This is a genomic window from Acinetobacter sp. YH12136, assembly GCF_013418545.1.
GTDB classification, from domain to species: domain Bacteria; phylum Pseudomonadota; class Gammaproteobacteria; order Pseudomonadales; family Moraxellaceae; genus Acinetobacter; species Acinetobacter towneri.
The window spans coordinates 17,946-36,154 of sequence record NZ_VPBV01000022.1; the positions used below are offsets into that span (position 1 = coordinate 17,946).

Annotated in this window: 22 protein-coding genes; 12 read left to right on the plus strand and 10 right to left on the minus strand. The window is 40.0% G+C overall.

Annotation, left to right across the window (positions count from 1 at the left end; all coding sequences use genetic code 11):
• Window positions 1–21 precede the first annotated feature (21 nt).
• The 4 genes from iscU to FTU71_RS10520 form a co-directional block, all read right to left on the minus strand.
• Complete coding sequence (gene iscU / locus FTU71_RS10505; protein WP_004976649.1) at window positions 22–408, minus strand: Fe-S cluster assembly scaffold IscU; 387 nt, start codon at window positions 406–408, stop codon at window positions 22–24.
• A gap of 104 nt (window positions 409–512) precedes the next feature.
• Window positions 513–1,730 carry an IscS subfamily cysteine desulfurase gene (locus FTU71_RS10510; RefSeq protein WP_136143974.1) on the minus strand — a complete coding sequence of 406 codons (1,218 nt, stop codon included), beginning with the start codon at window positions 1,728–1,730 and terminating at the stop codon, window positions 513–515.
• 1 nt (window position 1,731) lies between these two features.
• A complete protein-coding gene (locus FTU71_RS10515) occupies window positions 1,732–2,205 on the minus strand; it encodes an Rrf2 family transcriptional regulator (RefSeq protein WP_004976645.1) in 474 nt (157 codons plus the stop codon).
• 123 nt (window positions 2,206–2,328) lie between these two features.
• The gene (locus FTU71_RS10520) at window positions 2,329–2,976 is read right to left on the minus strand and encodes a hypothetical protein (RefSeq protein WP_004976643.1); all 648 of its coding nucleotides are present in this window, start codon (window positions 2,974–2,976) and stop codon (window positions 2,329–2,331) included.
• Window positions 2,977–3,171: 195 nt separating this feature from the next.
• Here FTU71_RS10520 and FTU71_RS10525 point away from each other — a divergent pair, with 195 nt between their 5' ends.
• From FTU71_RS10525 to FTU71_RS10535, 3 genes are all read left to right on the plus strand, one after another.
• On the plus strand, window positions 3,172–3,639 hold the full coding sequence (locus FTU71_RS10525) for a phasin family protein (RefSeq protein ID WP_178867785.1): 468 nt from the start codon (window positions 3,172–3,174) through the stop codon (window positions 3,637–3,639).
• Between the two features lie 225 nt (window positions 3,640–3,864).
• Complete coding sequence (locus tag FTU71_RS10530) at window positions 3,865–4,137, plus strand: HU family DNA-binding protein (protein ID WP_004976639.1); 273 nt, start codon at window positions 3,865–3,867, stop codon at window positions 4,135–4,137.
• Window positions 4,138–4,268: 131 nt separating this feature from the next.
• A complete protein-coding gene (locus tag FTU71_RS10535) occupies window positions 4,269–6,140 on the plus strand; it encodes a SurA N-terminal domain-containing protein (RefSeq protein ID WP_131261456.1) in 1,872 nt (623 codons plus the stop codon).
• Window positions 6,141–6,221: 81 nt separating this feature from the next.
• Here FTU71_RS10535 and FTU71_RS10540 read toward each other — a convergent pair whose 3' ends face one another.
• Complete coding sequence (locus tag FTU71_RS10540) at window positions 6,222–7,094, minus strand: DUF2797 domain-containing protein (protein ID WP_096901440.1); 873 nt, start codon at window positions 7,092–7,094, stop codon at window positions 6,222–6,224.
• Between the two features lie 34 nt (window positions 7,095–7,128).
• Between FTU71_RS10540 and FTU71_RS10545 the strand changes: the two genes are divergently transcribed.
• The gene (locus tag FTU71_RS10545) at window positions 7,129–7,623 is read left to right on the plus strand and encodes a DUF6231 family protein (protein WP_167845983.1); all 495 of its coding nucleotides are present in this window, start codon (window positions 7,129–7,131) and stop codon (window positions 7,621–7,623) included.
• Between the two features lie 138 nt (window positions 7,624–7,761).
• Entirely contained in the window at window positions 7,762–8,364 is a 603-nt protein-coding gene (locus FTU71_RS10550; protein ID WP_004976634.1) for a YidB family protein, read from the plus strand.
• 137 nt (window positions 8,365–8,501) lie between these two features.
• Here the strand turns inward: FTU71_RS10550 and FTU71_RS10555 are convergent, their stop codons facing one another.
• From FTU71_RS10555 to FTU71_RS10575, 5 genes are all read right to left on the minus strand, one after another.
• Complete coding sequence (locus FTU71_RS10555; RefSeq protein WP_004976633.1) at window positions 8,502–9,584, minus strand: porin; 1,083 nt, start codon at window positions 9,582–9,584, stop codon at window positions 8,502–8,504.
• Between the two features lie 356 nt (window positions 9,585–9,940).
• Entirely contained in the window at window positions 9,941–10,354 is a 414-nt protein-coding gene (locus FTU71_RS10560; protein WP_004976632.1) for an HIT family protein, read from the minus strand.
• 38 nt (window positions 10,355–10,392) lie between these two features.
• Complete coding sequence (locus tag FTU71_RS10565; protein ID WP_136144520.1) at window positions 10,393–10,662, minus strand: YARHG domain-containing protein; 270 nt, start codon at window positions 10,660–10,662, stop codon at window positions 10,393–10,395.
• Between the two features lie 85 nt (window positions 10,663–10,747).
• Window positions 10,748–11,620 carry an NAD(P)-dependent oxidoreductase gene (locus tag FTU71_RS10570; protein ID WP_167845985.1) on the minus strand — a complete coding sequence of 291 codons (873 nt, stop codon included), beginning with the start codon at window positions 11,618–11,620 and terminating at the stop codon, window positions 10,748–10,750.
• Between the two features lie 13 nt (window positions 11,621–11,633).
• Entirely contained in the window at window positions 11,634–12,728 is a 1,095-nt protein-coding gene (locus FTU71_RS10575; RefSeq protein WP_131261453.1) for an alpha/beta fold hydrolase, read from the minus strand.
• Between the two features lie 151 nt (window positions 12,729–12,879).
• On the opposite strand from FTU71_RS10575, the gene FTU71_RS10580 reads away from it, so the two are divergent.
• From FTU71_RS10580 to FTU71_RS10610, 7 genes are all read left to right on the plus strand, one after another.
• Window positions 12,880–14,067, plus strand: coding sequence for an O-succinylhomoserine sulfhydrylase (locus FTU71_RS10580; RefSeq protein WP_096901446.1), 1,188 nt, complete (start codon window positions 12,880–12,882; stop codon window positions 14,065–14,067).
• A 31-nt stretch (window positions 14,068–14,098) separates the two neighbouring features.
• A complete protein-coding gene (locus FTU71_RS10585) occupies window positions 14,099–14,428 on the plus strand; it encodes a YbaB/EbfC family nucleoid-associated protein (protein ID WP_004976621.1) in 330 nt (109 codons plus the stop codon).
• 10 nt (window positions 14,429–14,438) lie between these two features.
• Complete coding sequence (gene recR, locus FTU71_RS10590; RefSeq protein ID WP_004976618.1) at window positions 14,439–15,035, plus strand: recombination mediator RecR; 597 nt, start codon at window positions 14,439–14,441, stop codon at window positions 15,033–15,035.
• Window positions 15,036–15,308: 273 nt separating this feature from the next.
• Window positions 15,309–16,451, plus strand: a complete 1,143-nt coding sequence (locus FTU71_RS10595; protein ID WP_096901447.1) for an HRDC domain-containing protein — start codon at window positions 15,309–15,311, stop codon at window positions 16,449–16,451.
• A 169-nt stretch (window positions 16,452–16,620) separates the two neighbouring features.
• Window positions 16,621–16,929, plus strand: a complete 309-nt coding sequence (locus FTU71_RS10600) for a YcgL domain-containing protein (RefSeq protein ID WP_180111970.1) — start codon at window positions 16,621–16,623, stop codon at window positions 16,927–16,929.
• Window positions 16,930–16,950: 21 nt separating this feature from the next.
• Window positions 16,951–17,334 carry a hypothetical protein gene (locus tag FTU71_RS10605; RefSeq protein WP_180111971.1) on the plus strand — a complete coding sequence of 128 codons (384 nt, stop codon included), beginning with the start codon at window positions 16,951–16,953 and terminating at the stop codon, window positions 17,332–17,334.
• Between the two features lie 22 nt (window positions 17,335–17,356).
• Window positions 17,357–18,208: a MoxR family ATPase gene (locus FTU71_RS10610; RefSeq protein ID WP_004976610.1), complete on the plus strand. Its 852-nt coding sequence runs from the start codon at window positions 17,357–17,359 to the stop codon at window positions 18,206–18,208.
• Window position 18,209 lies beyond the last annotated feature (1 nt).

The window sequence follows — 18,209 nt, forward strand, 5'->3', positions numbered from 1 at the left end:
TTTTCCACAAAACTTAGCAAATTAAGCTTTGGTCTTTTTGCTGCGATAGTCTTCTACAGCAGCTTTAATTGCATCTTCTGCCAATACAGAGCAGTGTACTTTCACTGGTGGAAGGGCAAGTTCGGTAGCAATATCAATGTTCTTGATCGCTTGTGCTTCATCTAAAGTTTTACCTTTAAGCCACTCAGTAACCAAAGAACTAGAAGCAATGGCAGAACCACAACCATAAGTTTTGAAACGTGCTTCTTCAATCACGCCTTCGTCATTCACTTGAATTTGCAGACGCATTACATCGCCACATGCAGGTGCGCCCACCATACCTGTACCAACGTTTTCAGCATTTTTGTCTAAAACGCCAACATTACGAGGGTTTTCGTAATGATCAATTACTTTATCGCTATAAGCCATGTCGCTTCTCCAAACCTCGGGGTCAGCCTTAATATAAATATGGGGGTGAAATTACCTTTATCAATCTAATGGCTTCCTGTCAAAGCCATTAGATTTGGGATGAATTAGTGTTCAGTCCATTCTACTTTAGAAAGGTCAATCCCTTCTTTATACATATCCCAAAGCGGTGAAAGTTCACGTAACTTTTCAACAGCAGCTTTAGTCACAGTTAGGACATGATCAATATCTTCTTCAGTGGTGTATTTACCAAAACTGAAACGAATTGAGCTGTGTGCAAGTTCGTCTGAAAGACCTAGTGCACGTAATACATAAGATGGCTCTAAAGTCGCTGAAGTACACGCAGAACCTGAAGATACCGCAGCATCTTTAAGAGACATCATTAAAGATTCACCTTCAACAAAGTTGAAGCTGACGTTTAAATAGTTGGCTACGTTTAGTGTTGGGTGACCATTCAGGAAAACTTGTTCCATGGTGTTCAAGCCATTCCAAAGTTTGTCGCGCAATACACGTAAACGGGCTTGTTCAGAAGCCAAGTTTTTGCCTGCAAGTTCAAATGCTTCGCCCATACCTACAATTTGGTGGGTTGCAAGTGTGCCTGAACGCATGCCACGCTCATGACCGCCACCATGCATTTGTGCTTTTAAGCGTACGCGTGGACTGCGGCGTACAAATAGCGCACCAATACCTTTAGGGCCATAGATTTTGTGTGCAGAGAAGCTCATTAAGTCTACTTTTAAGGTAGATAAATCAATTTCTACCTTACCTGCAGCTTGCGCAGCATCAACGTGGAAGAAGATTTTTTTGGCACGGGTGATTTCGCCAATTGCAGCGACATCGGTAATCGTACCAATTTCGTTATTGACCATCATCAACGACACTAAAATTGTGTCTGGACGAATTGCCGCTTCAACCATTTCAGGTGTAATTAAACCTGTTTGTGGTTGTGGCTCTAAGTACGTGATTTCAAAACCTTCAGATTCAAGCTCACGGCAGGTATCTAAAATGGCTTTGTGTTCAATTTTAGAGGTAATAATGTGTTTGCCTTTAGACGCATAGAATTGTGCTACGCCTTTTAGTGCAAGGTTATCTGATTCTGTTGCACCAGAAGTCCACACGATTTCACGTGGGTCTGCTTTGATCAAGTTCGCAACTTGTTCACGTGCATATTCAACTTTTTCTTCTGCTTGCCAGCCATAAGCGTGCGAACGAGAAGCGGCATTACCGAAAGTCCCATCAAAAGTCAGGCACTCCATCATGCGTTCTGCAACTTGAGGATCTACAGGAGTGGTTGCTGCGTAGTCAAGATAAATTGGACGTTTCATGTCAAATACCTGTAACCGATAACAGAGCTGAATCAAACGGTGCTGTGTTCTGGCGAATGGCAACAGTTTGTACGTTGTCACGCGCAACTAAATCAGCAAGTGAGATTTTAGCGAGATAGTCGGCAATATGATGGGAGAGTTCCTGCCATAAGTCGTGAGTCAAGCACATTGCACCATTTTGACAGTTGCCTTTATGGTCGCAACGCGTTGCATCAACAGTTTCGTTTACGGCTTCAATGATTTCTAGCACAGTGATTTCATTTGCACTACGTGCTAAATGGTAACCACCGTTAGCACCGCGAACACTAGACACTAAGCCGTGGCGCTTAAGTTTTGCGAATAACTGCTCAAGATAAGCAACAGAAATAGTTTGACGGGCTGCAATTTCAGCAAGCGTGATCGTTTGTTCAGTTGGCTGCAAAGCTAAATCAAGTAGAGCAGTCACTGCGTAGCGACCGCGAGTTGTTAAGCGCATGATTCGATACACATGATTAGACTAGATATGGGTATTCTATGAATCCCGACTAAATTAGTCAAGTATTTTATTGTGATATTGTGCGCGAGGATTTACGCTGTTTTTCTTAATATTTTAATGCGTTTAAACGATCCATAAATTATACACTAATAACGTAATTAATAGTACTGTTATTACACCAAAGACGATGTTAATGCGCTTTTGACGACGTTCAATCCGACGAATACGGTTTTTATGCTGTTTAAGCTCAACTTGTAGGGTGTTGATCTTAGAGCGTTGTTCATCAATTTTGTCTAAAAGTGGGGCAATGCGCTTTTTAGAACCAATCACTTCTTGTTCTTGCGGTGCTTCTTTCAGCCATTGTTTCCAGTCAGCTAAAACTTTGGGTGCACTAAAATGCAAAATTAGATCACGAAACTCATCTTTAAGGGTAATGTCACCATCTATACGCATGTGTTTAATACTGCGACGATTACCTAAAATAAAGATTTTAAATAAATCTATGAGGGTGGTGCGCACATCTAAATCGACAGCTTGTTCAGGTGCTTTGCTGTCAAATAAGATGCCGTTTGGATTGAATTCCACGTAAATGTCGAAATAAGGAATATAGCTATTAATTTTAATGGTGATTTTCTGGTCGACAAACTTTTTAGCCTGCAAAGCGACCACACGATCATGTTTTAGAATAAAGCTAAAAATTGTTTCCAGCACAATCATGAGCATGGTCAGCAACAAATGTGGATTACTTTGTCTTTGTTGCGAATCACTCATAAAATCAAGTCCCTAAATCTAAAGTTGAATTCCTTGTTTTGCGCTTCGTTGAGAATACATTCTAAGAAGCGCAGCGAATAATCTTGCTTTGTAGAACAGTTTAGCAAAACGATCAAGTATTTAATTTGCTATTATGAAAGCATTTTGTAGGTTTATTACATTTATGTGCGCATAAAATAAGCAGGAGAGAGGTTCATGGAAAAAACGACGGATAGCGTAGAAGAGCATTTGGTTGAACCAGAAACCACATTGAAAAATAAAGATAAATTACGCTCAGGACGTAAATCATCACTCGATTTTCGTAAATATACCAAGCAAATTTGGCTAGCAGGTTTAGGTGCATTTTCACGCGCAGAAGAAGAAGGCAATAAATTGTTTGACTCTCTGGTCAAGGTGGGTGAGGAATTAGAATCTAAAACTACAGAAATTGCCGATCAAACAGTTGAAAAAGTGTCTGAAAAAGCCAAAGAGTCGGTCATTGATACTAAAGATAAAGTTGAGCGTTTAATTGACCATAGCGTCAATCATTCTTTAAATAGAATTGGCTTGGTGACAGCAAAAGACCTACAACATTTGGAGCAATTGGTACTGCAATTACATGCCAAAGTCGATGCGTTGATTGAAGAAAATAAACAATTAAAAGAAGATGTTGCGAAAAAGTAATTCTGTGGAAAGGGGGGCTTAAAGGATGTTGCTTTATTATACATCGGGTATTTTAGGGCAAAACTGAATAGAGGCTAACAGTTCCATCGTTTTTACCATTTATTTTGCATAAAAGCGTGCAGGGAGTATTGCTTTTACCCTCAAAGCATTGCTATAAAGGCGTTACGGTAATTTAAATTAAATCTCTGGACCTTAAATAAACGATATTAAGAGGACGTAATTTTCATGAATAAATCAGAATTAATCGATGCAATTGCAGAGAAAGGGGGATTGTCTAAGACTGATGCAGGTAAGGCCTTAGACGCAACAATTGCTTCTATTACTGAAGCGCTTAAAGCGGGTGATACTGTAACCCTCGTTGGTTTTGGTACATTTAATGTGAAAGAGCGTGCTGCTCGCACAGGTCGTAACCCACAAACAGGTGCTACACTTGAAATTAAAGCAAGCAAAGTACCAAGCTTTAAAGCGGGTAAAGGTTTAAAAGATTCAGTAGCATAATCTTTTAAAATGCCAAGAAAGCGCGCCAATTGGCGCGTTTTTTATTAATAATGTCAATAAACGGCTTCAACGCATTCATTCGTTGAGGGTTTTCAGTTAAAATCTCGCACAAATAAAATATTGGAATACTTATGGAATCTTTTCGTAAAGTTATTAAGGGTTGGTTGGGCAAAGTTTTGCTCGTCTTGTTCTTGACCCCTTTAGCACTTGTAGGTATTGAAGGATATTTTAGTGGAGGTCAGTCTGAAGACACTGCACAAACAGTCAATGGTCAGCAAATTTCAAAACGAGAATTAGATAATCTGACCAATTCCTTGAAAGAACAATACTTGGCCTATACCAATGGTGATGAAACACTATTGAATCAAAATTATATTCAAAACAAAGCCAAAGATACTTTGGTTGCACGTACCTTGTTATTACAACAAGCTGAGAAATTAGGGATTTCTTTGAGCGATGCACAAATTGAACAAATGATTGCACAGCAACCGAATTTCCAACAAGATGGCAAGTTTTCTGAAAGCTTGTATGCGAACTATCTGCAATCTGTAGGCATGACCAATCAGGCGCTTGTGGCAAATTTACGCCAAGACCATGCGTTAAAAATGCTGAGTGCTAGCTTTACCGATTATGCTTTAGTTAGCCCGTCTGATATTCAGCAAATTGCCAATTTACAAACCCAGCAACGTACTTTGCATTTATCTAGCATTAAGTTAGATGACTACAAGAAAAACATCACCACAAATGCACAAGAGATTGCTGCGTATTATGAACAGCACGCCAATGCCTTTAAACAGGTTGCTAGCGTTGATGTCGATTACATTGTGGTGACTCCAGCCAATATTGCACCTGCAAATACGGCTGTCACTGACGCAGAGTTACAACAGGCTTATCAAAAGTTTGTCGAAACTCAAAAAGGTGCTGCTGTACCGACAGTGAAACATATTTTAATCACCACCGATGCGCGTGATGATGCCGCAGCTAAAAAACTTGCAGAGCAAGCCGCAGCTGAAATTAAGCAAGGTACAAGCTTTACTGCAGCTGCACAAAAGTATTCGGATGATCCTGAGTCTAAAGCCAAAGGTGGTGAGGTTGCAGGTTATGAAGCAGGCGTATTTGGCGATGCCTTTGACAAAGCCGTGGGTAGCTTAAAATCTGGTGAAGTATCACAGCCGATTAAAACTCAATATGGCTATCATGTGATTCAAACAGAAGGTGCTACAGTTCAAGTCCCTGCGTTTGAAACTCAAAAAGCACGTTTAATGGCAGAGTTGCAAAAAGCCAAAACTGAAAATGCGTATACCGATACCATCAACAGCTTAAATGAATTGGTGGTGAGTAGTGATGCTTTAGATGTTGTGGCAGAAGAAGTGAAAACGGCCAAAGTCGAATCTGTTAATGGTTTAACTTTGGCGGCGCAGCATCCTGTTTTAAGCCAGCCATCTGTCAAAGTTAAATTGTTTAATGATGATGTGAAAAATGGCGATCGCAACGCATCGAGTAACATTACTTTAGCCAATGGCGATGTGGTATGGGTGAAAGTGCGTAATTACCATGCCGCAGGTGTGCAAACTTTAGAAGAAGCAACACCCCGCGTAAAAGCTAAACTGATTGAGAAAAAAGCCTTTGATGCAGCGAAAAAAGATATTCAAGCTGCGTTGGATGCCTTTAAAACTCAACCTGCAGCGACCGTTTTGGCGAAAAACCAAATCCGTTTTGAAAATGCAGGCACATTCACCCGTGCAGATGGTTTGTTAAAGCGTGAAATTGAACGTGCTGCATTTAGTGTGCTTGCGCCTAAAGATGGTATGTGGTCAGTAACAACAGCATCTATACCAAATGAATTGGTGGTGGTAGCTGTATCAAATGTAAACGATACTACATCGAATGCTTTAACGCCTGAGCAACTGAAAGAGTTAGCGCAGTTGTATCAACAATTACGTGCTCAACAAGAGCTAGATGACTATACGCAATATTTGAAATCGAAAGCGAAAATCAAATAAGTGATGAACATCTACAAAAAAACCAGCAATTTTGCTGGTTTTTTTGTGCATCTAAAATGATTAAGTAAGCAGTTTCAAGATTTATTCAGCGCGAATTTTTAGCTCATAACCTGTGTATTTACGAATGTTGATGACACCTGTATCCAAGATTAAATATTGCCCTTTAATTCCTTGCAGTTTGCCGCGAATAATTGGGGTTTTATCTAAGTTATGCGATTTAATTTTCTCAGGATACTGTTCTACAGGATAAACAAATTCACGCGGAAGTTCCTGATCTAAAAGCTCTACCGTTTCGTTGAATTCAAGGTTTTGACTAAACTCATCACGAATGGTCTGAATTTTAGGTGCAAACTCTTCAATCAGTTGTTCACGCACTTCAACTAGGTTTAAAGGCTCTGCTTCGCCTTTGAGTAGTTTGCGCCAGTCGGTTTTATCTGCGACCTGTGTACCAAACATAACTTCCAATTGCCCAGATAAACGGCGTGAGCCGACTTTCATAATTGGCAAGGCTTGAGTTGCGCCCTGATCTAGCCAACGTGTTGGCATTTGACCTAAACGGGTGATTCCCACTTTTAAAGCACTTGAATTGGCTAAATATACGATGTGCGGTTGAAAGCAGACTTCTTGAGCAAAACTATCTTCACGACAGGTACCTAAATGATAGTGACAGGTCTCAGGCTTCATGATGCACATATCGCAAGATGCTTTGGTTTTAAAACACTTGAAACAATGTCCTTGCGAATAGGATTTTGGTGTTTTCACACCACAAGAAACACAATAAATATTGCCCGTCCATTCCAGTTCAAGTTCTTGCCCAAGCTGAAAAGGCAGGTCAATTTCTGCACGGTCTAGAATAAATTTATATTCAACATTTGCCTTGTGTACCTGTTCATCAGTTACACTATGGTCCTTAAGACCTGCGTGCATTTTATGGCAAATGCCTTGTAGTTCCATAAGAATACTCTCTCGAAAATGAAGGAATGCAGTGATGGCTGAAATGCGTTTAATTCAAGCATTAATTGATGATTTATCTCAACAACAGCCAATTTCTACTGCATTGTGTATAGGGCAAAATATTGAAGCAAGCCCGAAGTATAACAATCAAGCGGCTGATGAGCAGCCAACTATCCAATGGCAGTATTTTAGCGCATTGGCATTTTTAAATCTGCCTTTTACCCAACGTTTTGATTTGGCAGTTGTATTTTTAGATGCTGCAGATTTTGCTGTGCAGACGCCACAACACACCTCGCAAATTTTGGTGAAGCTACGTGATTTATTGGCAAAACGTATTGTGGTGATTGCTGCGCGTGAAGATGAGCAATTGCTTAGAGCGCTTGGTTTTACGCAATTGATTGAACATCGCTTTGAGCAGCATCATTTGTGCTTATGGCAATTTAATATTTTGACTTATAAGCACGTGCCTGATTGGTTTAATTCTAAGTTTTGGGCAAACCCTGAAAATTGGGATAAATTCCGTTGGTAAGTGGTGCATTAAACTCATAAGAACCTAATAATGATAACTGCTTAACAAATTTAGAATATTGTAAAATTTAACAATTTCAAGTGCGCAATTCAGTCAAAACTTCGTATGCTGTCATAAGGGCATTATGAGGAAAATAAAATGACCAATTTAAGCAATATTGTTGAAATTTTAGCAAAGCAGGCATTGGGCGCGAATCAGCAATCTAATCAATCTCAAGGTGGATTGGGTGGTATTTTAGGTTCGGTTTTGGGGCAACTTGGTGGTAATAACCAACAATCTGCGCAAGGCGGCTTGGGTGGCATTCTTGGTTCGGTACTAGGTCAGTTAGGTGGGCAACAACAGCGTTCTGCTACAGGTGCTTCAGGTACACAAAGTTTATTGATTGCAGTTTTGCCTTTGGTGTTGGCATGGATTCAAAAACAGGGTGGCTTGCAAGGTGCTTTGGATAAACTCAAAGGACAAGGCTTAACCAGTCAGGTGGATGATTGGGTGTCTACAGGCCCAGGTGAAAATGCGCATGTAGGTGCTGAACAAGTACAAAGTTTATTTGATGATGCCGATGTAGAGCAGGTCGCACAGCAAACTCAGGCGCCAAAGCAAGATATTTATAATGCGATTTCTGCAGTATTGCCGCAAATTATTGATTCATTGACACCACAAGGTGAGCAAACTAGCAAACAAGAAGCCAATGATGATATTCAACAAGTGATGAATTTAGTGTCTGGATTTTTAAAGCGTTAATATTGAAAAATTCAGCTTTGCAAAACTGACTTGAATAAACTAAGCCAGCAAGTTTGTTGGCTTAGTTTTTATTTGGTTTTTTAAGTATGCAAAAAACACGCCGAAGCGTGTTTTTATGTTTTAAGTTTGGTTCAGACTTAGAAGTCGTAACGGAAACCTAAAGAAAGAGCTGTTGAGTTTTCGTCTTTAGCACCTTTTACGGAGTTACCAAAGCTACGACCTTCTTTCCAAGGAGTAAGATCAGCATTTTTATCATTTAACATGGTTGCAAGGTTTGCGTATACACGTACAGCCTTGTCTAAACGATGTTCCACGCCAACTGCTAAAAGTGTAGAGTTTGCATCTTCGGTGTCAACGTCACGGTGGAATACCTGACCACGTACATAAGTCTTTGGTGCTACTTTATAGTCTGCCGCTACACCAAATACTTGTGCATCAGCATATTTGGTTGCAGTACCTTCCAAGTCATGTGTAAGATATTGGTATAAACCACCTAAGTTTAGTTCTGGTGTGATTTTGTATGCTGCTGCGATACGGAATCCATCACGCTCACCCGAGCCAATTGCAGAGTTTTCTTCATAGCGTTCATAAGCAGCTGCAAAGTCAACAGGACCTTCTTTATAAGTTAAAGCCAGATCGTAAGCTTTATTGTCGTCCTGACCTTCTCCGGTCGTTGCATCTTTGGGAATTGAAGTGCTTGGATGTAATGATAAAGCTGCAAGTACGTTAAAACCACCACCGAATTTAGGAGATTTATATTCAACGGTATTTTCATTTCGTTCATCAAACTTATTATCACTAACACGTGTTACGTTACGAATGTCACCAACCATATCACCAAAGAAGTTCACTGGACCACGAGCAACTTTAAATGGGCTGTCAAAACGACCTGCACGTACTTGACCAAAGTCACCTTTTAAACCTACGAAAGTATCACGAGTAGCAAAGTCTACGCTTTTACCATCTTGGCTACCGCTAGCAAAGTTAACTTCTTGTTCAACTTGACCAAAAACAGTCATGCCGTTTTCTAATTTTTGTTCAGCTTTGAAGCCTAAACGTGATGAGTTAGAAGAAAGACCAACTTCGTTATAGTCTTTACCATCATCAAGATAGTCTAAAGATACGTGTGCACGACCATAAACTTTAACATCAGCAGCCATCGCTAATGCTGGTGTTAAAAAGGTTGCCCCAACTGCTAATGCGCAAAGCGTTTTTTTCATGTGTAGCTCCAATACAGACTATTGTTTTTTAGTCCTAAACATTGTTCAGAAGTAGGGTTGATCTACCGCTGTTCTCTATTGGTGCTAAGTATTCCTTACAAATGCGACAGTAATATTAAGGAAATATTTCAAAATTATTAAAAAGTACAAATTAGATCAAAAACTTACTTTTATTCGCATTTTTTTAGTGACTGAGTTTTTAAATTTAGAAAAAATATATGAAATGAATAACTTAATTGCAAGCAGACTGAAATGCTATTGTCATAAACTGCTTGAAAAAATGCAGGGTTAAAGTATGAGATGAAAAAAATGGAGCAGGTGCTCCATTCATTTTTGCTGCTTATTTTGGAAATATTTTAGAGCGCTGCTTTAATTTTTTCCGCTTGGGCTTTAATTTTGTCTTGGTCGCCCATTTGTGCAGCATGTTTCCCAAGCTGATGTACCGACGTCGGAATTAAGTGAAAATGCACGTGGGGGACAGTTTGACCTGCGCTTGTACCTGACAATTGCATTAACACGATACCATCTACACCCAAAGCTTGCTGCATTGCTTTTGCAATTTTTTGCACAATTTGAATGGTATATGCTGCTGCATCTGCAGGTAAATCCAATAAAGTTACTGCAGGTGTTTTAGGAATCACGAGAGTGTGACCATCGGCTTGCGGCATGATGTCCATAAACGCAAGCACTTGGTCATCTTCATACACTTTAATTGCAGGAAGTTCGCCACGTAGAATTCTTGCAAAAATATTTTGATCATCGTAAGCCATTATGATTCCTTAAATTCAGCTTTGATATTTCAGAACGGTTATTTACAGTTCAGTTCTTTTTGACGTTCTTTGATTGCGTCAAGACGTTGTTGTTCTTTTTCAGAAAACTTAGGTTTGGTTGTATAGCAGTTGTCATTACCAAAACGTGCTTTAGCTTCTGGGTCTTTGAAGCAGAACCCTTTAGATGCATAAATAACATCGTGGTCATTTTTAAGTTTTTGACATTCTTGTTCGGATGCAAAAGCAGTTGAACTTGCCCCAATTAAAGTTGCAAGGCTTGCAAATACGGCAATGCTAAACTTGTTCATAAGAGTTTCCTCTATTTAATGATGGTGTGACTAGCCACTTAATACACATTATTGGGTTTATGGCTGCATATTCAATGGCGAGTTCTTACTCTAGGGTAATATTACTCCATAATTCATACATTTTCACAGCAGTGGAAAAATCACTGTCTTTTTCTGCGGTTAAATTCGCTGCCTGAATCAGGCTTTGGGTTAAAGCCAATACAGGTGCAGGCAAAGCTGCTTCACGGACTAAATCCAATGCGATTCCTGTGTCTTTGGCCAGTAAAGGCAGAGCAAAAGTCTTTGGAAAAGCACGGTTCAGTACTCGCTGCGGCAAAATCATTTCCGTTACTGCGCTTTTACCGCTCGAAGCATTAATGCATTGCAAGGCCTGATTTAAGTTTACGCCATGCGCTTTTAAGGTGGTAAAGCCTTCAGCTGCAGCACACAAACTTACTGCCATTAACATATTGTTCACCGCTTTTACGGCAAAGCCAGCACCGGGTTCCCCCACATGCTGAATCACTTTACCAAAAGCCTGAATTGCAGGTAAGGCTTTTTCAAAAGCAGTTGCTTTACCACCAATCATGACTGTTAAGGTGGCATTTTCTGCACCAATCGTTTGTCCACTTACAGGTGCATCTAAAAAGTCGATCTGTTGTGTTTCAAGTTGTTGTACCAATTTTTTAGCACTTTCGGGTACGCCACTGGTGCAATCGACCCAGACTGAACCTGCTTTCAGCGGAACTTGTGCAATCAGGTTTTCAACTTCGGTACTGGTAGGCAAGCAAGAAAAAATAATATCTGCTTGCACCGCTTGAGCCAATTCAACCGCTTGTGTGCCATATTCAGCAGCATGTTGCTCGGCTTTGGCAAAGTTACGATTCCAGACATAGACCGTATCAAAATGTTTAGGTAAATGGGCTGCCATGCGGTAGCCCATTGCGCCTAAGCCAATAAATGCAACAGATTGAATCATGTTTTTGCTCTCTTTATGCAATTTTGCTAGATCGTTGTTCTAACCAAGTGGTCAGTTTAGGCCAGAATTCATTGGCACTTTTTTGACTGGACATTAAACCCAAATGTCCACCTGGAATAAGAGTAAACGTGACATCGGTACTACTTGTCAATTCACATAAAGGTTGAGCAGCTTCAGCAGTGACAATTTGATCGCTATCACCCGCACCGACCAAAAGTGAACAATGAATATTTTTAAGGTCTATCTGATGTTGTTTGAGTTGAATATGACCTTGTTTGAGTGGGTTTTGCAGCCATACATTCAATACCATGTCCTGATTAATCCCACCCGGATAATCAATCATATTATTTAAAAAATTGGCTAAAGTTGCGTTTTCATGCAAGGTTTGTAAGTCGTGCAGATTCGACAGCATCTGTTTATTACTTTCCAGCCATGCTCTAGGGTCTAAAATCTTAAAACCAATCGCATTGATTAAACCCGGTGTATGAATTAAATGCTTTGGAATTTTTCCTGAATAAAAGGCATGTTGCAATTTGGGATATTTAGAAATCAGTTGATTGGTCAGTTGAAAGAGTTTACCAACCCGCCCCGAAGCATAGCTATCTACAGGGCTACCCAAAACCATCAAGTTTTTAATATGAGTTGTTTGTTGGTCGGCGGTATAAAGCATGGCAAAAATACCCGCCATACTCCAACCATGTAGTGAAATTTGTTCGACTTTGGCGTGTTGTAAAATGAGTTGAATACAATTAGGGATTGCATCCTGAATAAAAGCCATAAAATTTAAATGACAATGTTGATAGGTCAATTGTCCCCAATCAACCAAATACACATCAAAACCGCTATGCTGAAAATGTTTCACTAAAGAGCGATAAGGATATAAGTCATAAATCGACATGGTAATTGCTAAAGGCGCAACAAAAACCAGCGGCTCTTTATATTGCTTATCTGGCGAAGCGTAATAGCGAATCTGCGCATACTTATAACGTGCCACGATGTCGTATGGCGTGGTCTGAGATAAGATCAAATCACGGCTTTTAAATAAGCGAGTGCTGAGGTTTTTAAGCTTTTTTCGGTGCGGATTAAATTTTCTTTGTAGCTGATTCATGAGGTGTTCCATCACACGTGGCGCCGATTTGAATGAAGTCTAAGCGATATTTATACATTTTACCTTGACCTTAAATGCGCTTGGCGCTCAAAATGTTGGCAATTATTTAACAAACAGGTCTTAGGACTAAGTTTAGGGCTGAGCAGTAAAGATGAGTCAACACGACGACATTGAATATCAATTAGATACTTTGGCAATTCGTACCGGACACAACCGTACAATTGAAGGCGAACACAGTGAGCCAATTTTCCTGACTTCATCATTTGTTTGTGAAAATGCTGCCGATGCAGCTGCAAAATTCTCAGGTGAAATTGAAGGCAATACCTATTCACGTTATACCAATCCAACTGTACAGGCTTTTGAAAAACGCTTGGCAGTATTAGATGGTGCAGAACGTGCGGTTGCGACAAGTTCGGGTATGGCGGCCGTTCATGCGATCACTTTGGCTTATCTTAAAGCGGGTGATCATGTAGTCTGTTCACGTGCTGTATTTGGCTCGATCATTTCACTATTTGAAAAATACGTGATGAAGTTTGGTGTCGATGTCACTTTTGTTGATTTAGAAGATTTAGACAGTTGGAAGCAAGCGATTCGTCCAAATACGCGTTTGTTATTTATTGAAACACCATCAAATCCATTGGCACAAGTAGGCGATTTACAAGCCATTGCCGATATTGCACATGCAAATAATGCTTTATTTGCAGTTGATAACACCTTCTGTACCCCAGTTTTACAACAACCAATTAAATTTGGTGCTGACCTAATTATCTACTCATCGACCAAATATATTGATGGGCAGGGACGTGCTTTAGGCGGCGCTGTGGTGGGCAAAGATAAACTGGTTGAAGAAATCAACGGTGTGATTCGTACTTTGGGTAACTCATTAAGTCCATTTAACGCATGGATTTTCTTAAAAGGTTTAGAAACTTTAAGCCTGCGGATGAAAGCACATTGCGCTAGCGCACAAAAACTTGCCGAGTGGCTAGATGCACATCCAAAAGTTGAAAAAGTGTATTATGCAGGTCTGCCGCATCATGCGGGGCATGAGTTGGCGAAAAAACAACAGTCTGGCTTTGGTGGTGTTGTATCTTTTGTGGTGAAAGGCGAGCGTGAAGGCGCGTGGACTGTGATTGACAACACACGCTTCCTATCTATCACCAGTAATTTGGGCGATGTAAAATCAACCATTACCCATCCTGCAACAACATCGCATGGCAGAATGACCCCAGAAGCCAAACAAGCAGCAGGTATCAGCGAAGGTTTAATTCGTGTTTCTGTTGGCTTGGAAGATATTGATGATATTATTCGCGACATCGAGCGCGGTTTAGACCTCATTTAAAACTAAATAGATCATTTGTTCGGAGATTTTTATGAACATTAATATGTTGATGCAGCAAGCACAGCGCATGCAAAAAGAAGTGGAAAACAACATTAAAAAAGCCAAAGAAGAACTTGCGCAAACTGAAGTGCATGCAGAAGCAGGTGGTGGTTTAGTGAAAGTGACTATGACCTGCCGTAATGTGGTCAAACGCATTGAAATCAACCCTGAATTATTGCAAGACGATGCAGACATGATTGAAGATTTGATTGCCGCTGCAATGAATGATGCTGCCCGTCAAGCCGAAGCAATTTCTGAAGAAAAAATGAAGTCTGCAAACTCAGGCATGGGCTTGCCACCGGGCTTGGCTGGTTTATTCTAAGGAACGGCGTATGTTTAGTGATCGTTTTGATCAACTGGTACAAGCGCTACGCATTTTGCCAAGTGTTGGGCCAAAATCGGCTCAACGCATGGCATTGCACCTGATTATGAAAAATAGAGAAGGTGCAGTCGGTTTGGCTCATGCTTTGAACGAAGCTACTAGCTATATTCATGAATGTTCAATTTGTCACTCATTAACGGAAGATGAAGTCTGCAATATTTGCGCCTCACATGATCGTGATGCACACTTACTTTGCGTGGTGGAATCTCCGGCCGATGTCATGGCGATTGAGCAAAGCGGCAGTTTTCGTGGCAAATACCATGTTTTAGGTGGACACTTATCACCTTTAGATGGCATTGGGCCTGACGAAATTGGTATTCCATATCTGGTTCAGCGTTTAAGTGATGGCAACATTACCGAAGTCATTTTGGCGACCAATGCAACCGTAGAAGGTCAGGCGACAGCGCACTATTTGGCAGAAGCGACCAAACATTTGCCTGTGCAGATGACCCGTATTGCGCAAGGTGTGCCGCAAGGTGGCGAACTTGAATATGTCGATAGCCATACTTTAAGTCAGGCGGTGCATAATCGGATGCGAATGAAATAAGCATTTAGGTGCTTATTTCATGTGGATGTTTATTTCGCATGTGTGGCTATTTTATATGAATAATCAATTGATAAATCATCCATGAAAAGGACTACTTGCCTTTAAAGCCAATAAAAAATCAAATTAAGATAAAAAAACGATAAAAAATTTAAATTTTCACTGTATCGACTTAGAAATAAGATAAAAATTGAAAATACTGGACATATTTTTATAGCTAAATGCTATTTAATGTTTAAAATGAACCCCTAGAGAATCCTGTTTTACCTGCTCGCTATGTTCCAATTTATTCACCAACAAAAAGACTTTGAAAATGTCTTGGCATTAATGAGCCAAAACAGCATTTATGGTTTAGACACCGAATTTATTAAGGTTGATACTTTATGGCCAAAATTGGGTGTATTCCAAATTAATGTGAATGATCAGGTCTATTTGTTAGATGGCACTTCTTTAAATTTAAGTGCATTTTGGGAAAAACTGTTTCAGGCGCAGCAAAATATTTTTCATGCCTGCGGTGAAGATATTGATTTAATTTATCATTATGCACAGCAAAAAAACTTAGATAACGTGTTTGATACCCAAGTTGGCATGTCATTTTTAGGGCATGGTTTACAAGTCAGTTATCAAAACGCTTTAAAAACCATGCTCAATGTCGATATTGATAAAGGGCAAACTCGCTCAGACTGGCTTGCACGTCCGTTGTCCGATGAGCAGTTAAATTATGCTGCCAATGATGTGCTGTATCTAATGCAATTGGCAGATAAGGTACAAACCGACTTAAAACAAAATTATTTACTGGATTTTGCACAAGAAGATTGCCGCAATTTAACTCAGGAAATTGGTGAAGAAACACCTTTAGAGTTGTTGTATCAGGATGTGGGCAACTATCGTCATTCACGCCGTCAACTCATGCAATTGCAACAATTGGCCGTTTGGCGTGAGCAAATGGTAAAAGCCTTAAACCAACCACGTAGTTTTATTTTGCGTAATTCTACTATGCTGGACTTGGTCGAGAAAAATCCTAAAAATCAGTTCCAGCTCAGTACTATTAAAGATTTACGTGCGCATATTGTGCGTGAACATGGCAAAACTATTTTAGATTTAATTAAATATTTGCCTGATCAATCACAATGGCCATTACGTATGGCGCGACCAATTCGTCATTCTTCAAAAGAAGTGGGCGAAAATGTAGAACAGGTGATTCAACGTGCCGTACAGGAAACTCAAATTCCAAAAGAAGTTTTGCTGCGTAAAAAATGGCTCAATGCGCTTTATCAGCATGTGGTATTTCATAACGATGAGCAAGATTTGCCTAACTATTTGTTAGGTTGGCGTTATGAATTACTCACCAAGCCTTTAATTGAAGTTTTACATGCCGACGAGCGTTATTTGTCTGGTCAGATGAAAGTTGCTGAATAAATCAAACCGATCCACATTTTAAATAAAGCCGTTTTTCACCTGAAAATGGATGAATTTTCACGCCATTCTTTGTTTGAGTGTAAACATAGACCAATGCGTTAATAATGGTTAATGTATCTCGGTTTTTTTTGTTGTATCCTTTGCCTGAGTTTTTAGAGTTTTGTTGTTTATGCACTGTTCAATTTATAAATCGAGCAAAAAAGATGAGATGTATTTATACATCGCCCGTCCTGAGCAAACTGAGAATCAAGCAGAAGCGTTTAACCCGCTAGAGGTTTTACCTGAGCCAATGCGAGTTGCATTTGGTCGTGCGACATTTGTAATGGATTTGCAACTGTCTGAAAGCCGTAAGTTGGCACGTGTGAATGTTTTGCATGTCATGGATTCTATTCAAACACGTGGCTTCTTTATTCAAGTGCCACCAGAAGGCTTAATTAACCCAAATGCCGTTGAACCAGAAGGTTTACGTGGTGCTTAAGCTTTATTCAGGAGTTGAGAAATGAATAGTGTGATGACTGGATTGGATTCAATTCCTGAAACTGCAATTGCTGTTTCTGTTTATTTGTTGGGGAGTGCCATTATTTTATGGTGCTGGTACGAAATTGCCAAACGCTTGCCCAATCCGTTAGGTGGTATCACTTGGATTGTGCTGTTTGCAATTTTACTTACCCCAACAGTATCAGAAGGCAGCAATGCAGCACTTGCCCCAGCCATCTTTGGACTTCTTTTTGGTGTTTTAACCAAAGAAACCCCATTGGTTTGGTCTAATTTATCTGCCATTTTATTTGTGATCGGTCTTGGCTTATTGATCGGTTATTTCTGGTCAAGATACCGTCTTAAACAAACGACTTATAAAGCCAAGAAAAATACCTCACCACTGTAACTAAAACAATTAAGGTAAAATCATGTCTGTTGATGCGCAACAATTTTCGGGTACAGATCAGTACATTGCGACTGATAGTTTAAAACTTGCGGTGAAAGCCGCACGTGCTTTGCAAAAACCGCTTTTGGTGAAAGGTGAGCCAGGTACAGGTAAAACCTTATTGGCAGAGCAAGTTGCTAAAAGTTTGGGTTTAAAGTTGATTACATGGCACATTAAATCGACCACCAAAGCGCAGCAAGGTTTATATGAATATGATGCAGTGTCGCGTTTGCGTGACAGCCAACTGGGCGATGACCGTGTGTATGACGTTAAAAACTATATTAAACCCGGGAAATTGTGGGAAGCATTTACCAGCGAAGAACGCTGTGTGTTGTTGATTGATGAAATTGACAAGGCAGATATTGAATTCCCAAATGACCTGCTACATGAACTCGATAAAATGTCGTTTTATGTTTATGAAACAGGCGAAACCATTACGGCAACACAACGTCCAATCGTGATCATCACATCAAATAATGAAAAAGAGCTGCCAGACGCTTTTTTACGTCGTTGTTTCTTCCATTATATTGATTTCCCAGATGAAGCGACCATGCGCGATATTATCGATGTGCATTTCCCGAATATTTCAAGCACATTGGTTTCAGAAGCTTTACAAGTTTTCTTTAAATTGCGCCAAGTTCCGGGCTTAAAAAAACCACCATCTACGTCTGAATTAATTGATTGGTTAAGCCTATTGATGGCAGATGACATGCCGGAAGATATTTTGCGTAATAGCGATAAAAGCAAAGCCATTCCGCCTTTATACGGTGCATTAATCAAAAATGAACAAGATGTGCAATTGCTTGAGCGTTTAGCCTTTATGTCGCGCCGTTAAG

Bases quoted from the DNA above. Each gene is read 5' to 3' on its own strand.
- FTU71_RS10515 (WP_004976645.1), bottom strand. From the start codon at position 2,205: ATGCGCTTAACAACTCGCGGTCGCTACGCAGTGACTGCTCTACTTGAT.
- FTU71_RS10580 (WP_096901446.1), top strand. From the start codon at position 12,880: ATGAGTCAACACGACGACATTGAATATCAATTAGATACTTTGGCAATT.
- FTU71_RS10605 (WP_180111971.1), top strand. From the start codon at position 16,951: ATGAATAGTGTGATGACTGGATTGGATTCAATTCCTGAAACTGCAATT.
- FTU71_RS10600 (WP_180111970.1), top strand. From the start codon at position 16,621: ATGCACTGTTCAATTTATAAATCGAGCAAAAAAGATGAGATGTATTTA.
- FTU71_RS10545 (WP_167845983.1), top strand. From the start codon at position 7,129: ATGGCTGAAATGCGTTTAATTCAAGCATTAATTGATGATTTATCTCAA.
- FTU71_RS10560 (WP_004976632.1), bottom strand. From the start codon at position 10,354: ATGGCTTACGATGATCAAAATATTTTTGCAAGAATTCTACGTGGCGAA.
- recR (WP_004976618.1), top strand. From the start codon at position 14,439: ATGTTTAGTGATCGTTTTGATCAACTGGTACAAGCGCTACGCATTTTG.
- FTU71_RS10530 (WP_004976639.1), top strand. From the start codon at position 3,865: ATGAATAAATCAGAATTAATCGATGCAATTGCAGAGAAAGGGGGATTG.
- FTU71_RS10535 (WP_131261456.1), top strand. From the start codon at position 4,269: ATGGAATCTTTTCGTAAAGTTATTAAGGGTTGGTTGGGCAAAGTTTTG.
- FTU71_RS10565 (WP_136144520.1), bottom strand. From the start codon at position 10,662: ATGAACAAGTTTAGCATTGCCGTATTTGCAAGCCTTGCAACTTTAATT.
- FTU71_RS10610 (WP_004976610.1), top strand. From the start codon at position 17,357: ATGTCTGTTGATGCGCAACAATTTTCGGGTACAGATCAGTACATTGCG.
- FTU71_RS10575 (WP_131261453.1), bottom strand. From the start codon at position 12,728: ATGAATCAGCTACAAAGAAAATTTAATCCGCACCGAAAAAAGCTTAAA.
- FTU71_RS10595 (WP_096901447.1), top strand. From the start codon at position 15,309: ATGTTCCAATTTATTCACCAACAAAAAGACTTTGAAAATGTCTTGGCA.
- iscU (WP_004976649.1), bottom strand. From the start codon at position 408: ATGGCTTATAGCGATAAAGTAATTGATCATTACGAAAACCCTCGTAAT.
- FTU71_RS10540 (WP_096901440.1), bottom strand. From the start codon at position 7,094: ATGGAACTACAAGGCATTTGCCATAAAATGCACGCAGGTCTTAAGGAC.
- FTU71_RS10585 (WP_004976621.1), top strand. From the start codon at position 14,099: ATGAACATTAATATGTTGATGCAGCAAGCACAGCGCATGCAAAAAGAA.
- FTU71_RS10550 (WP_004976634.1), top strand. From the start codon at position 7,762: ATGACCAATTTAAGCAATATTGTTGAAATTTTAGCAAAGCAGGCATTG.
- FTU71_RS10555 (WP_004976633.1), bottom strand. From the start codon at position 9,584: ATGAAAAAAACGCTTTGCGCATTAGCAGTTGGGGCAACCTTTTTAACA.
- FTU71_RS10570 (WP_167845985.1), bottom strand. From the start codon at position 11,620: ATGATTCAATCTGTTGCATTTATTGGCTTAGGCGCAATGGGCTACCGC.
- FTU71_RS10520 (WP_004976643.1), bottom strand. From the start codon at position 2,976: ATGAGTGATTCGCAACAAAGACAAAGTAATCCACATTTGTTGCTGACC.
- FTU71_RS10525 (WP_178867785.1), top strand. From the start codon at position 3,172: ATGGAAAAAACGACGGATAGCGTAGAAGAGCATTTGGTTGAACCAGAA.
- FTU71_RS10510 (WP_136143974.1), bottom strand. From the start codon at position 1,730: ATGAAACGTCCAATTTATCTTGACTACGCAGCAACCACTCCTGTAGAT.